Annotated in this window: 12 protein-coding genes and 1 riboswitch; of the genes, 11 read left to right on the top strand and 1 reads right to left on the bottom strand. The window is 70.9% G+C overall.

From position 1 onward, the window contains the following. The first annotated feature begins 175 nt into the window (after positions 1-175). From AB0953_RS34965 to AB0953_RS35010, 10 genes are all read left to right on the top strand, one after another. Positions 176-766 (top strand): CDP-alcohol phosphatidyltransferase family protein, encoded by a 591-nt coding sequence (locus AB0953_RS34965; RefSeq protein WP_366863634.1) that lies wholly within the window; start codon positions 176-178, stop codon positions 764-766. A gap of 100 nt (positions 767-866) precedes the next feature. Beyond that, the gene (locus AB0953_RS34970; protein ID WP_366863635.1) at positions 867-3,362 is read left to right on the top strand and encodes a mannose-1-phosphate guanyltransferase; all 2,496 of its coding nucleotides are present in this window, start codon (positions 867-869) and stop codon (positions 3,360-3,362) included. Positions 3,363-3,469: 107 nt separating this feature from the next. After that, positions 3,470-4,369: a DUF881 domain-containing protein gene (locus AB0953_RS34975; RefSeq protein ID WP_366863636.1), complete on the top strand. Its 900-nt coding sequence runs from the start codon at positions 3,470-3,472 to the stop codon at positions 4,367-4,369. Next, complete coding sequence (locus AB0953_RS34980) at positions 4,366-4,698, top strand: small basic family protein (protein WP_030158423.1); 333 nt, start codon at positions 4,366-4,368, stop codon at positions 4,696-4,698. Before AB0953_RS34975 ends, AB0953_RS34980 begins: the two co-directional genes overlap by 4 nt. 7 nt (positions 4,699-4,705) lie before the next feature. Beyond that, complete coding sequence (locus AB0953_RS34985) at positions 4,706-5,593, top strand: DUF881 domain-containing protein (protein ID WP_366863637.1); 888 nt, start codon at positions 4,706-4,708, stop codon at positions 5,591-5,593. 82 nt (positions 5,594-5,675) lie between these two features. Continuing rightward, positions 5,676-6,617, top strand: coding sequence for an FHA domain-containing protein (locus tag AB0953_RS34990; protein WP_366863645.1), 942 nt, complete (start codon positions 5,676-5,678; stop codon positions 6,615-6,617). A 44-nt stretch (positions 6,618-6,661) separates the two neighbouring features. Beyond that, entirely contained in the window at positions 6,662-7,426 is a 765-nt protein-coding gene (locus tag AB0953_RS34995; RefSeq protein ID WP_366863638.1) for a MerR family transcriptional regulator, read from the top strand. A gap of 52 nt (positions 7,427-7,478) precedes the next feature. Further along, positions 7,479-7,952: a bifunctional nuclease family protein gene (locus AB0953_RS35000; protein WP_030009777.1), complete on the top strand. Its 474-nt coding sequence runs from the start codon at positions 7,479-7,481 to the stop codon at positions 7,950-7,952. 180 nt (positions 7,953-8,132) lie between these two features. After that, entirely contained in the window at positions 8,133-8,774 is a 642-nt protein-coding gene (locus AB0953_RS35005) for a MerR family transcriptional regulator (RefSeq protein WP_366863640.1), read from the top strand. Between the two features lie 68 nt (positions 8,775-8,842). Next, positions 8,843-10,240, top strand: a complete 1,398-nt coding sequence (locus tag AB0953_RS35010) for a DNA polymerase IV (protein ID WP_366863641.1) — start codon at positions 8,843-8,845, stop codon at positions 10,238-10,240. Here AB0953_RS35010 and AB0953_RS35015 read toward each other — a convergent pair. Beyond that, positions 10,237-10,611 carry a PRC-barrel domain-containing protein gene (locus AB0953_RS35015; RefSeq protein WP_366863643.1) on the bottom strand — a complete coding sequence of 125 codons (375 nt, stop codon included), beginning with the start codon at positions 10,609-10,611 and terminating at the stop codon, positions 10,237-10,239. The two genes, AB0953_RS35010 and AB0953_RS35015, sit on opposite strands and share 4 nt — an antisense overlap. Positions 10,612-10,724: 113 nt before the next feature. Beyond that, a riboswitch (glycine riboswitch) is annotated at positions 10,725-10,822 on the top strand. A 195-nt stretch (positions 10,823-11,017) separates the two neighbouring features. Here AB0953_RS35015 and gcvP point away from each other — a divergent pair. Further along, positions 11,018-13,903 (top strand): aminomethyl-transferring glycine dehydrogenase, encoded by a 2,886-nt coding sequence (gcvP, locus tag AB0953_RS35020; RefSeq protein WP_366863644.1) that lies wholly within the window; start codon positions 11,018-11,020, stop codon positions 13,901-13,903. Positions 13,904-14,008: the final 105 nt, after the last annotated feature.

A 14,008-nucleotide genomic window follows, 5' to 3' on the forward strand; every position in this document is an offset into this window, starting at 1 on the left:
TTCAGCGCCGATGGTACTGCAGGGGGGACCCTGTGGGAGAGTAGGACGCCGCCGAACAATCATTGTGGGAAAGCCCCGCACCTTCTGGTGCGGGGTTTTTCTGCGTTCAGGGGCGGGGCTGGGGTCCTGTAGGGTCGGGTGGCATCGTTCGTACGTTCAAAGTGGAGGCCCCCGGGTGGAGGTCCAGGAGACTCGGGTTCAGACGGACCGGATTTTCACGATTCCGAACATCCTGAGCATGGCTCGGCTCGTCGGCGTGCCCGTGTTCCTCTGGCTGATTCTGGCGGAGCACGACGGATGGGCGCTCGCCGTCCTCATGCTCAGCGGGGTCAGCGACTACCTCGACGGGAAGCTCGCGCGGAAGTGGAACCAGATCAGCAGCCTGGGCCGGCTGCTCGATCCCGCCGCTGACCGGCTGTACATCCTCTCCACCCTCTTCGGTCTCACCTATCGCGGCATTCTGCCGCTGTGGCTCACCGGAGCCCTGCTCGCGCGCGAGCTGATGCTGTTGGTGATGGTCTGGATCCTGCGCCGACACGGCTATCCGCCCCCGCAGGTCAACTTCCTCGGCAAGGCCGCGACCTTCAACCTGATGTACGCCTTCCCGCTGCTGCTGCTCAGTGACGGAACGGGTTGGTTGGCCTGGATGGGGTCAGTTTTCGGATGGGCGTTCGCGGGTTGGGGTACAACCCTCTATTGGTGGGCAGGAATCCTTTACGTGGTCCAAGTCCGCCGACTCGTGAAGGCGGACGCCGCGGTCGATTGAACTCGCTCGGCAAGGGTCTGACGCGGAGGAGTTGCGGAGTCACCGTTCGAGACGGGTGAGATCGGCCGGAACGTCGTCTCCCAAGGAGGACTCTTCCGACATGAAGGCCGTCGTGATGGCCGGAGGCGAAGGCACCCGCCTTCGCCCCATGACCTCGAGCATGCCCAAGCCGCTCCTGCCGGTCGCCAACCGGCCGATCATGGAGCACGTGCTCAGGCTGCTCAAGCGGCATGGGCTCAACGAAACCGTGGTCACCGTCCAGTTCCTGGCGTCACTCGTCAAGAACTACTTCGGTGACGGCGAAGAGCTCGGAATGGAGCTCACCTATGCCAATGAGGAGAAGCCACTCGGCACAGCCGGCAGTGTGAAGAACGCCGAGGAGGCCTTGAAGGACGATGCATTCCTCGTCATTTCCGGCGATGCCCTCACCGACTTCGACCTCACCGACCTCATCCGTTTCCACAAGCAGAAGGGCGCACTCGTCACGGTGTGCCTGACACGGGTGCCGAACCCGCTGGAATTCGGCATCACCATCGTGGACGAGGAGGGCAAGGTCGAGCGGTTCCTCGAGAAACCCACATGGGGCCAGGTCTTCTCCGACACCGTCAACACCGGCATCTACGTCATGGAGCCCGAGGTCTTCAACTACGTGGACCCGGACGTTCCGGTTGACTGGTCCGGTGACGTCTTCCCGCAGCTGATGAAGGAAGGCCGTCCCATCTACGGCTACGTCGCCGAGGGCTACTGGGAGGACGTCGGCACGCACGAGAGCTACGTCAAGGCGCAGGCCGACGTGCTCGAGGGCAAGGTCCAGATCGACATGGACGGCTTCGAGATCTCGCCCGGCGTCTGGATCGCCGAAGGCGCCGAGGTGAGTCCGGACGCGGTGCTGCGCGGGCCGCTCTACATCGGGGACTACGCCAAGGTGGAGGCGGGCGTCGAGATCCGCGAGCACACCGTCGTTGGATCCAACGTGGTCGTCAAGAGCGGGGCCTTCCTGCACAAGGCCGTCGTCCACGACAACGTCTACATCGGCCCCCACAGCAACCTGCGCGGCTGCGTCATCGGCAAGAACACCGACATCATGCGGGCGGCCCGCATCGAGGACGGGGCCGTCATCGGCGACGAGTGCCTCGTCGGTGAAGAATCGATCGTCCAGGGGAACGTCCGCGTCTACCCCTTCAAGACGGTCGAGGCCGGGGCCTTCGTCAACACCTCGGTGATCTGGGAGTCCCGAGGGCAGGCGCACCTGTTCGGCGCCCGCGGCGTCACCGGCATCCTGAACGTGGAGATCACCCCCGAGCTGGTCGTCCGGCTCGCGGGCGCCTACGCGACGATGCTGAAGAAGGGTGCCATCGTCACCACCGCCCGCGACCACTCCCGCGGCGCCCGCGCGCTGAAGCGGGCCGTGATCTCGGCGCTCCAGGCCAGCGCCATCGACGTACGGGACCTGGAGAACGTGCCGCTGCCGGTCGCGCGCCAGCAGACCGCGCGCGGCAGTGCCGGCGGGATCATGCTGCGGACCTCGCCCGGTGTGCCGGACTCGGTGGACATCATGTTCCTGGACGAGCGCGGGGCGGACCTGTCCCAGGCGCAGCAGCGCAAGCTCGACCGTGTGTTCGCGCGTCAGGAGTACCGGCGGGCGTTCCCCGGCGAGATCGGCGACCTGCAGTTCCCGTCGAGCATCTTCGACTCGTACACCGGCTCGCTGCTGCGGCGGGTGGACACCACCGGTATCGCGGATTCCGGGCTGAAGGTGGTCGTGGACGCCTCGAACGGAAGTGCGGGTCTGGTCCTGCCGAGCCTGCTGGGCCGGCTCGGGGTGGACGCGCTGACGATCAATCCCGGACTCGACGAGTCCCGGCCGACGGAGACCGCGGAGTCGCGGCGGGCCGGGCTGGTGCGGCTCGGGGAGATCGTCGCCTCGGCGCGGGCCGCGTTCGGGGTGCGGTTCGACCCGGTCGGCGAGCGGATCTCGCTCGTGGACGAGCGGGGGCGGATCATCGAGGACGACCGGGCGCTGCTGGTGCTGCTCGACCTGGTGGCCGCGGAGAAGCGCAGCGGCAAGGTGGCGCTGCCGGTGACGACGACGCGGATCGCCGAGCAGGTGGCGGCGTACCACGGGACGCAGGTGGAGTGGACGACGACCTCGCCCGACGACCTGACGCGCGTGGGCCGCGCGGAGAACACGATCTTCGGCGGTGACGGCCGGGGCGGCTACATCGTTCCGGAGTTCAGCAGCGTCTTCGACGGGTCGGCGGCGTTCGTGCAGCTCATCGGGCTGGTGGCGCGGACGCAGCTCACGTTGAGCCAGATCGATGCGCGGATACCACGCGCCCATGTGCTCAAGCGCGACGTTCCGACCCCGTGGGCGGTGAAGGGGCTGGTGATGCGGCGGGTCGTGGAGGCGGCCGGCGACCGGCAGGTGGACACGACCGACGGCGTGCGCGTGGTCGAGGCGGACGGGCGGTGGGCGCTGGTGCTGCCGGACCCGGCCGAGGCCGTGACGCACCTGTGGGCCGAGGGCCCCGACGACGCCTCCGCGCAGGCCCTGCTGGAGGAGTGGGCGGGGGTGGTGGACGGCGCCGGGCGGTGACCGCCCGGCGGTGACGGGTTGATCGGTGGACCGGGGCGCCGTGCGGCCCCGGTCCACCGATCGGGCGCATTCGGTGCGGGCGGCGCCGACGTGCGACGATGAGCGACATGTCGCAGCCGCCCCACAACCGGAGTACGGCGCCGGCGTCGTATGCGCGCCCGGACGCGTCCATGTCGCTGCTGACGCACGTGATGGACCACAGTCTCGACGAGGGCTATGCGGAGGCGTCGGCCCGGCGCGAGGCGGAGGGCACGGCGGGACTGCCGCGGACCCTCAAGGCCAAGCTGGCCCTGGCCGCCGGGCTGGTGCTCGCCGCGATGGTCGTCACGCTCGGGGCGGCGCAGACACGGGTGGCGGCGCCCGTGCTGGCCAAGGAGCGCCAGGAGCTGATCGACCGGGTGGAGCGGGCCGACGGGCGCGCGGACGGCCTGGAGCGGGACATCGAGCGGCTGCGGGCGGACGTGGCGGGCCGGCAGCGGGCGGCGCTGAAGCAGCAAGGCGGTGACCAGGGGCAGCGGGTGGCGCTGCTGTCGGGGGCCACGGAGGTGCGCGGTCCGGGGCTGAAGCTGGTGGTGGACGACGCCAAGGGCTCGTCCTCGGGCGGCGGCGGCAAGCCGCGGGAGAACACGGGGTTCTCGGACACCGGCCGGCTGCGGGACCGGGACATGCAGAGGATCGTCAACGGGCTGTGGGAGTCCGGTGCCGAGGCGATGTCCATCAACGGGCAGCGGCTGACGGCACTGTCGGCGATCAGGGCCGCGGGTGACGCGATACTGGTCGACAACAGGCCGCTGGTACCGCCGTACGAGGTGCTGGCGGTGGGGGACAGGAAGCGGCTGCCGACCGCGTTCCAGGACTCGGTGGACGGCCAGTACCTGCACGTGCTGCAGGAGAGCTACGGGATCCGCTACACCCTCTCCCCGGCCGATGAGGTGCGGTTGCCGGCCGCGTCGAGCCTGACCGTGCGTACAGCTACAGCAGAAGAGCCGAAGAAGGGTGCATCGTGATCGCGGTACTGGGCCTCGTGGCCGGAGTGGTGGTCGGACTTCTGGTCCGGCCCGAAGTGCCGGCCGTGGTGGAGCCTTATCTGCCGATCGCCGTGGTGGCGGCGCTGGACGCGGTGTTCGGCGGTCTGCGCGCGATGCTGGACGGCATCTTCGTCGACAAGGTGTTCGTGGTGTCGTTCCTGTCGAACGTGGTGGTGGCCGCGCTGATCGTGTTCCTCGGCGACAAGCTGGGCGTGGGCTCGCAGCTGTCCACGGGTGTCGTGGTCGTCCTGGGCATCCGCATCTTCTCCAATGCCGCGGCCATCCGCCGGCACGTGTTCCGGGCGTGAGGCACCGATGAGTACGAACGACACCCCGCCCGAGGAGCCGAAGGTCCCGGAGCAGTCGCCGCGGGACGAGCGGGCGCAGCAGAACGAAGAGGGCCGGGGCGCCTCGGCGCCGTCCGGCGCGGAGCCGGGCGGTTCCGGCGGGGAGCCGGCGGCGCAGGCCGCGCCGCGGCCCGGGCCGACCGGCCGGCAGCGGCTGGCGGCGGGTCTGTGGCCGCCGCGGCTGAGCCGGGCCCAACTGATCGTGGCGCTGCTGCTGTTCGTCCTGGGGCTGGGCCTGGCCATCCAGGTGCGGTCCAACAGTGATTCCAGTGCGCTGCGCGGGGCCCGTCAGGAGGACCTCGTGCGCATCCTGGACGAGCTGGACGGGCGGACCAAGCGCCTGGAGGACGAGAAGCAGCGGCTGGAGGACCAGCGCCGGGAGCTGGAGAGCAGCTCGAACCAGGCCGAGGAGGCGCGCAGGCAGACGGTGGAGAAGGAGCGTCAACTCGGGATCCTGGCCGGTACGGTGGCAGCCCAGGGGCCGGGCATCACGCTGCGGATCACCGATCCCCGGGGCCAGGTGCAGTCCGACCAGCTGCTGGACACCCTTCAGGAGCTGCGGGCGGCCGGGGCGGAGGCGATCCAGGTCAACGGGGTGAGGGTCGTGGCGGGCTCGTACTTCTCGGACGAAGGCGGCGGGATCGGCATCGATGGTAAGAAGATCACACAGCCCTACGAGTTCAGGGTGATCGGAAAGCCGCAGGACCTGGAGCCCGCGCTGAACATCCCGGGCGGTGTGGTGCAGACGCTGGAGAAGGAACAGGCCACCGTCGCCGTCACACGGTCGGCGAAGATCGTTGTGGATGCCTTGCGGGCTGCGAAGCAGCCTGACTACGCTCGGTCGTCATCGCAGTGATGCGGGACGGAGAGCGGACGGGCTCACGCGGGCTGGTGCCTGCGGGGGGTCGGCGCACCGAAGTCGTGGCGCGTGGTGGAAACTGTCTGGTGGTTTCGGACGTTGTGAAGATGTCCGGGTCGGCAGGTGTGTGCATTCGGAGTTCGTCCTGCCCCACGGGCGGGTCTGTTTCGTTCAAGGGGAATCGCCCGTGAAGTTGTTTGAGAAGTTGTTCGGAAAGAAGAGCCGCGAGGAAGGCGGCGCGCCGTCGCACCGCGCGGGTCAGGGGGAGCCGCAGGGTCAGGGGGATCGGCCGCTCTTCCGGGACGAGGTCGCGGGTGCGGGTGATGTTTCGGGTGCGCAGGGCGCGTCGGCTGTTGACCCTGCCGCTTCCGGCCGCATAGGTTTCGGTGAACCATCAACCTCCAGTACGGGTGGAGGGTTTGCTCCCGACCCGTATGCCACCCATGCCTCCGCGGGGCAGCCGCGGCGCGAGGAGCCGTCCATGTCGGCCGAGCAGGTTTGCAGCAGGTGCGGGCACCGCAGCGATGCGGCCAGCCGGTTCTGCTCCAACTGCGGGGCGCCGCTGCGGGCGGGTCTGACGCCGGAGCGTGCCTCGGAGACCACGTCCACCATCTCGATCTCGGGCCTGGAGGCCTACGAGGCCGAGGTGTCGGGGCAACACGTGTCGTCGTCGCTGTCCCCCGAGGCCCAGGCCGCGGTGGAGGCGCTGCCCCCCGGTTCCGCCCTGCTGATCGTGCGGCGCGGTCCCAACTCGGGCAGCCGCTTCCTGCTGGACGGTGAGCTGACCACGGCGGGCCGGCACCCGCAGAGCGACATCTTCCTGGACGACGTCACCGTCTCCCGGCGGCATGTCGAGTTCCGCAGGAGCCAGGACGGCGGGTTCACCGTCGCCGACGTCGGCAGCCTCAACGGCACGTACGTCAACCGCGAGCCGATCGACTCGGTGCCGCTGCACAACGGCGACGAGGTCCAGATCGGCAAGTACCGGCTGGTCTTCTACGCGAGCCTGCGGGGCGTCTGACCCTTCCCCCGGACGGTGTCCGGGGGAAACCCAGGGAAGGTCCCATGCTGCGCACTCCGACGGGCGGTGCCGGAAACGGCACCGCCGGCTCCGCCGGGCAGCTGGTGAGCATCGGCACGGTGCTCACCATGCTGCGCGACGAGTTCCCCGAAGTCACGATCTCGAAGATTCGCTTCCTGGAGGCGGAGGGGCTCGTCGAGCCCCGACGCACACCTTCGGGATATCGCAAGTTCAGCACCGAGGACGTGGAGCGGCTGGCCCGCATCCTGCGGTTGCAGCGCGACCACTACCTGCCCCTGAAGGTCATCCGGGAGCAGCTGGAGGCGCTGGACCGGGGGGAGCAGGTCCGCATCCCGGCCCCCACGGCGCACGGGGACGGCGCGGCCGATCCCGCGGGTCACGGCCCGCTCCAGGGCGGGGCGGGCCGGGAGCGGCCCTTCCCGGCCCGCGTGGGCCGCGCGGAGCTGATGGCCGCGGCCGAGGTGGACGAGGCCCAGCTGGCCGAGTGGGAGTCGTACGGGCTGCTCGCGGAGGCCCCGGGCGGCGGATTCGACGCGGACGCGGTGACGGTCGCCCGGCTGGTCGCGGACCTGGGCCGGTACGGGCTGGAGCCGCGGCACCTGCGGGCCGTGAAGGCCGCCGCGGACCGGGAGGCGGGCCTGGTGGAACAGGTCGTGGCACCGCTGCGCCGGCACCGCAACCCGCAGACCCGGGCCCACGCCGAGGCCACCGCGAAAGAGCTCGCCGGACTGTCCGTACGGCTACACGAGGCCCTCGTACAGGCGGCTCTGGGGGTCCGTCTGCACTGAGCCGCGGAGCCCCGACTACCCAAACCTGCCGGGCAGGTCCTAGGGTTGCTGTGTGAACGAGCTCGACGTTGTGGGTGTCCGGGTGGAAATGCCCTCGAACCAACCGATCGTGCTCCTGCGTGAAGTGGGAGGCGACCGGTACCTCCCCATCTGGATCGGACCCGGGGAGGCGACCGCCATCGCCTTCGCGCAGCAGGGCATGGCCCCTGCCCGTCCGCTGACCCACGACCTGTTCAAGGACGTGCTGGAGGCGATCGGTGAGGAGCTCACCGAGGTCCGGATCACGGATCTGCGGGAGGGCGTCTTCTACGCGGAGCTGGTCTTCGCGAGCGGTGTCGAGGTGAGCGCGCGGCCGTCCGACGCGATAGCGCTGGCCCTGCGCACGGGGACGCCGATCTACGGCAGCGACGGCGTGCTGGACGACGCCGGGATCGCCATTCCGGACGAGCAGGAGGACGAGGTGGAGAAGTTCCGCGAGTTCCTCGACCAGATTTCCCCGGAGGACTTCGGCACCGGGCCGCAGTGAGAGGCCGGTTCCGGAAAGCCGCGGGGACCGTCGGCCCATTCGGTTAGCCTTGCCCCGTCAAGGGGCACGGGAAACCACTCTCAGGGTGATTATCACTCGGCGTGCCGAGTGTGGCGATCGTTGACGCACCCCTGGTGACTGCCTACCTTCGAGGGGGCAGGTCAAGGACGGAGGGTCGGCGTGAGAGTCACGGGCGACGGTACGACCGGGGGCATCCCCGCACGGAGTGACGGTGGGCCGTACCCGCTCCACGGCAGTGCGGCGGGCTCCGCGCGCCGTCAGCCGGAGACCGCACCAACCGCATCGGCGGTCGGCGCCACGGGCGGCGGCGAGCAGGTGGGCTACCGCGGGCCGACGGCGTGCGCCGCGGCCGGCATCACGTACCGCCAGCTCGACTACTGGGCGCGGACGGGGCTGGTGGAGCCCACGGTCCGGCCCGCGTACGGCTCCGGCACCCAGCGCCTGTACAGCTTCCGCGACGTCGTCGTCCTGAAGATCGTCAAGCGTTTCCTGGACACGGGCGTGGCGCTGCAGAACATCCGCACCGCCGTCCAGCACCTGCGGGACCGCGGCTTCTCGGACCTGGAGCGCATGACGCTGATGAGCGACGGCGCGACCGTGTACGAGTGCACCTCGCCCGACCAGGTGGTGAGCCTGCTCCAGGGCGGCCAGGGCATCTTCGGCATCGCGGTGGGCGTGGTCTGGCGCGACGTCGAGAACGCCCTGTCGCAGCTGCACGGGGAGCGGGTCGACACCGGCGAGACGGTGGTCGGGCACAACCCGGCGGACGAGCTGGCGGCCCGCCGCAACCGGGCCGGCTGACCCCCGGGGCAGCCGGCCGCCCGTACCGGGCCACCGCATTGTCAGTGGCGTAAGGCAGCATCAGGGCCGTGAGAGCCGCGCCGACCATCCTCCACCTGGACATGGACGCCTTCTACGCCTCCGTGGAGCAGGCGTCGAAGCCGAGCCTGCGCGGAAAGGCCGTGATCGTCGGCGGGCTCGGGCCGCGCGGGGTGGTCGCAACCGCCTCGTACGAGGCCCGGCGCTTCGGGGTGCATTCGGCGATGCCGATGGCGCAGGCCAGGCGGCTCTGCCCGAACGGCGCCTACCTGGTTCCCCGCTTCACCTTGTACCGGTCGGTCAGCGACGTGGTCATGGGCCTGCTGCGGGAGCTGTCCCCGCTGGTGGAGCCGCTCAGCCTGGACGAGGCCTTCGTGGACCTGGAGGCCGGCGGGGTGGCCCGGGACGCGGAGTCGGCGCTGGCCACCGGGCAGCGGCTGCGGGCGGACATCCTGGCGGCGACGGGCCTGAGCGGCTCGGTGGGCCTGGCGGGGTCGAAGATGCTGGCGAAGGTGGCCTCCGAGGAGGCCAAGCCGAACGGGCTGCTGCTGATCGAGCCGGGGACCGAGCGGGAGCTCCTCGCCCCCATGTCCGTGCGCACCCTGCCGGGCGTCGGGCCGGCCACCGGGGAGCACCTGCGCCGGGCCGGGATCACCACGGTCGGGGAGCTGGCCGAGGCCGGCGAGGACGAGCTGGTGCGGATGGTCGGGCGGGCGCACGGCGTCGGGCTGTACCGGATGGCCCTCGGGCTGGACGACCGGCCGGTGGTCGCCGAGCGGGACGCGAAGTCGGTGTCGGTCGAGGACACCTTCGACGTGGACCTGCACGACCGGGTGCGGATCCGGGGCGAGGTGCAGCGGCTCGCCGACCGGTGCGTGCAGCGGCTGCGGGGCTCCGGGCACTCCGGGCGGACGATCGTGCTGAAGGTCAGGCGGTACGACTTCTCGACGCTGACCCGCTCCGAGACGCTGCGGGGCCCGACCGACGACCCGGCGGTGGTGCGGGAGGCCGCGGGGCGGCTGTTGGAGGCCGTGGACACCACCGGCGGCGTGCGCCTGCTGGGGGTCGGGGTGACCGGGCTGGCGGACTACACCCAGGAGGACCTGTTCGCGCAGTCCCTGGCCGCCGCCGGGGAGTGGGCGGCAGAAGGGGAGCCCGGGGGGTCCACAGGGGCTCAGGAGGCCGAGGAGACCCCTGGGGCGCCTGGGGCGTCCGGGGGGCCGGAGCCGGCCCGTGAGCGGCACTGGGCGGCCGGCAGCGACGTACGGCACGCGGTGTACGGGCCGGGGTGGGTGCAGGGCAGCGGGGTCGGGCGGGTGACCGTGCGGTTCGAGCAGCCCGGATCGCAGCCCGGCCGCGTCCGGACCTTCCTGGTGGACGACCCCGAGCTGGAGCCGTCCGATCCGCTGCCGCTGGTGGGGGAGCCGGCGCCGTCGAGGCCGGCCTAGTCCTCTTCGCGGTCGGCGTTGGCGACGTGGCCGAAATCACTGTGGAAGTCGGACGGGAGGGAGACGTCCAGTCCGTAGTGGTGGTAGAGCTGCAGCTCCTGCTCGGGGGAGAGGTGGCGGCCGACGCCGAAATCGGGGGCGTCCCGGATCAGGGAGCGCTCGAACGGGACCCGCAGACTGTCGCCGACCACCTCGCTCGGTTCCAGGGGAACGAAGGCGTCCCGGCTGAACAGGCCGGTCCGTACCGCGGCCCATTCCGGCATGCCCGTGGCATCGTCGAGGTAGACCTCGTCGACGGTCCCGATCTTGGTGCCGTTGCGGTCGAACGCCTTGCGGCCGATCAGGCTGCGCGGATCGATGTCGGTCTGCACGGTCCCTCCACGTGGTCGCAGCTCCTGCGTAATGACTACAAAAGGGCATATCCGGGGAGGGGGCCACTCGAGGGAGGTCCCGGAACCTCGCTGGTAGGCTGGGTGATGGCTGCTGACCCTGTGCGGGAGAGTCCTCCAACCAGCTCGACGGAGGCGCCGAAGGAGCAAATCCTCCCCGGAATCTCTCAGGCATACGTACCGCACGGACGAGGCCACTCTGGAAAGCAGGTGCGGGTACCGGGCGCAGTGCCGGTTCTGCTCCTCACCGACGGTGAAAGCCGGATCCTTCGGGCACCCCCGCAGGACCCGGTGAAGCTCTCAGGTTGAGATGACAGAGGGGGAGGCCGTCCGGGCGCCCGCGCCGTGGTGCCCCTCGCAGGTCGTACGACCCAGGAGGCCTCCGTACATGACCGCCAACCGCATTCCGCTCTCCCAGCTGGAGCGAGGCATCCCCTTCGAGCAGCGCCACATCGGCCCGGACGCCGAGGCGCAGGCGAAGATGCTCGCCCACGTGGGCTACGGCTCGCTGGACGAACTGACCGCCGCCGCGGTGCCGGATGTGATCAAGAGCGCCGAGGCGCTGAAGCTGCCCGAGGCCCGGACCGAGGCCGAGGTGCTGGCCGAGCTGCGCAGCCTCGCCGGCCGCAACCAGGTCCTCACCCCGATGATCGGCCTCGGCTACTACGGGACCTTCACCCCGCCGGTGATCCTGCGCAACGTGATGGAGAACCCGGCCTGGTACACCGCGTACACGCCGTACCAGCCGGAGATCTCGCAGGGCCGCCTGGAGGCGCTGCTCAACTTCCAGACCGTCGTCGCCGACCTGACGGGCCTGCCGACCTCGGGCGCCTCCCTGCTCGACGAGGGCACCGCGGCCGCCGAGGCGATGACCCTCGCCCGCCGCGTGGGCAAGGCCAAGGGCAACGTCTTCCTCGTGGACGCCGACGCCCTGCCGCAGACGATCGCCGTGATCGAGACCCGCGCCGAGCCGATCGGCATCGAGGTCGTCGTCGCCGACCTGTCCGCCGGCATCCCCGCCGAGATCGCCGAGCGTGGCATCTACGGCGTCCTGATCCAGTACCCGGGTGCCTCCGGTGCCGTCCGGGACATCAAGCCCGTCATCGACCAGGCGCACGGGCTCGGAGCGATCGTCGCCGTCGCCGCCGACCTGCTGGCCCTGACGCTGCTCGCCTCCCCGGGCTCCCTCGGCGCGGACATCGCCGTCGGCACCACGCAGCGCTTCGGCGTCCCGATGGGCTTCGGCGGTCCGCACGCCGGCTACATGGCCGTCCAGGACAAGCACGCCCGCTCGCTGCCGGGCCGCCTCGTCGGCGTCTCCGTGGACGCGGACGGCAACAAGGCGTACCGCCTCGCGCTGCAGACGCGCGAGCAGCACATCCGCCGCGAGAAGGCCACCAGCAACATCTGTACCGCGCAGGTGCTGCTCGCCGTCATGGCCGGCATGTACGCCGTCTACCACGGCCCGGACGGCCTGCGCTCGATCGCCCGCCGCACGCACCGCTACGCGGCGCTGCTCGCGGCCGGCCTGACCGCCGGCGGGGTCGAGCTCGTCCACGGCTCCTACTTCGACACCCTGACCGCCAAGGTGCCCGGCAAGGCCGCCGAGGTCGTCGCCGCGGCCCGCGCGGCCGGGGTCAACCTCTTCCAGGTCGACGCCGACCACGTCTCGGTCTCCTGCGACGAGACGACCCTGCGCGCGCACGTCGAGGCCGTCTGGGCCGCCTTCGGCGTGACCGCCGACATCGAGGCGCTCGACGAGACCGCCGCCGACGCGCTGCCGGAGAACCTGCTGCGCTCGGACGCGTACCTGTCGCACCCGGTCTTCCACCAGCACCGCTCCGAGACCGCGATGCTGCGCTACCTGCGCAAGCTCGCGGACAAGGACTACGCGCTGGACCGCGGCATGATCCCGCTGGGCTCCTGCACCATGAAGCTCAACGCGACCACCGAGATGGAGCCGGTGACCTGGCCCGAGTTCGGCCAGCTGCACCCGTTCGCCCCGGTCGAGCAGGCCGAGGGGTACCTCACGCTCATTTCCGAGCTGGAGGAACGTCTCTGCGAGGTCACCGGCTACGACAAGGTGTCCATCCAGCCGAACGCCGGCTCCCAGGGTGAGCTCGCCGGCCTGCTGGCCGTGCGCGCCTACCACCGCGCCAACGGCGACGAGCAGCGCACCGTCTGCCTGATCCCGTCCTCCGCGCACGGCACCAACGCCGCCTCCGCCGTGATGGCCGGCATGAAGGTCGTCGTCGTCAAGACCGCCGACGACGGCGAGGTGGACGCGGACGACCTGCGCGCCAAGATCGAGCAGTACCGCGACGAGCTCGCCGTGCTGATGATCACCTACCCGTCGACGCACGGCGTGTTCGAGGAGCACGTCGCCGACATCTGCGCCCAGGTGCACGAGGCCGGCGGCCAGGTGTACGTGGACGGCGCGAACCTCAACGCCCTGGTGGGCCTGGCCAAGCCGGGCCACTTCGGCGGCGACGTCTCGCACCTGAACCTGCACAAGACCTTCTGCATCCCGCACGGCGGCGGCGGCCCGGGCGTCGGCCCGGTCGGTGTCCGGGCGCACCTGGCCCCGTACCTGCCGAACCACCCGCTGCAGCCGACCGCCGGCCCGGAGACGGGCGTCGGCCCGATCTCGGCCGCGCCGTGGGGCTCGGCCGGCATCCTGCCGATCTCCTGGTCGTACGTGCGCCTCATGGGCGGCGAGGGCCTCAAGCGGGCGACCCAGGTCGCGGTGCTCGGCGCCAACTACATCGCCAAGCGCCTGGAGCCGCACTACCCGGTGCTCTACACCGGCCCGGGCAACCTGGTCGCGCACGAGTGCATCATCGACCTGCGCCCGCTGTCGAAGGCGACGGGCGTGAGCGTGGACGACATCGCCAAGCGCCTGATCGACTACGGCTTCCACGCTCCGACCATGTCCTTCCCCGTGGCCGGCACGCTGATGATCGAGCCGACGGAGTCCGAGGACCTGGTCGAGATCGACCGGTTCTGCGACGCGATGATCGCCATCCGCGCGGAGATCGAGCGGGTCGCGGGCGGCGAGTGGCCGGCGCAGGACAACCCGCTGGCGAACGCCCCGCACACCGCGGCCGCGCTGGGCGGCGAGTGGAACCACCCGTACACCCGCGAGGAGGCCGTCTTCCCCGGCGGCGTCGTGGCCGCGGAGAAGTACTGGCCGCCGGTGCGCCGCATCGACGGTGCCTTCGGCGACCGGAACCTGGTCTGCTCCTGCCCGCCGCTGGACGAGTACGACAACTGACACACTCCGGTGTGACCTGACACGGAAGCCGGGCCCGGGGGGGCGCGGCCCGGCCCGGGGGGGTACGGTGGTGCGCGGGGGCCGGGTGGGGGGGAGGTGGGAAGA

The sequence above is a fragment of the Streptomyces sp. NPDC046866 genome, from assembly GCF_040704625.1.
GTDB lineage: Bacteria > Actinomycetota > Actinomycetes > Streptomycetales > Streptomycetaceae > Streptomyces.

Coding starts and splice junctions, on each gene's coding strand:
- AB0953_RS34970 (WP_366863635.1), top strand. CDS start 867: ATGAAGGCCGTCGTGATGGCCGGAGGCGAAGGCACCCGCCTTCGCCCC.
- AB0953_RS34975 (WP_366863636.1), top strand. CDS start 3,470: ATGTCGCAGCCGCCCCACAACCGGAGTACGGCGCCGGCGTCGTATGCG.
- AB0953_RS34985 (WP_366863637.1), top strand. CDS start 4,706: ATGAGTACGAACGACACCCCGCCCGAGGAGCCGAAGGTCCCGGAGCAG.
- AB0953_RS34995 (WP_366863638.1), top strand. CDS start 6,662: ATGCTGCGCACTCCGACGGGCGGTGCCGGAAACGGCACCGCCGGCTCC.
- gcvP (WP_366863644.1), top strand. CDS start 11,018: ATGACCGCCAACCGCATTCCGCTCTCCCAGCTGGAGCGAGGCATCCCC.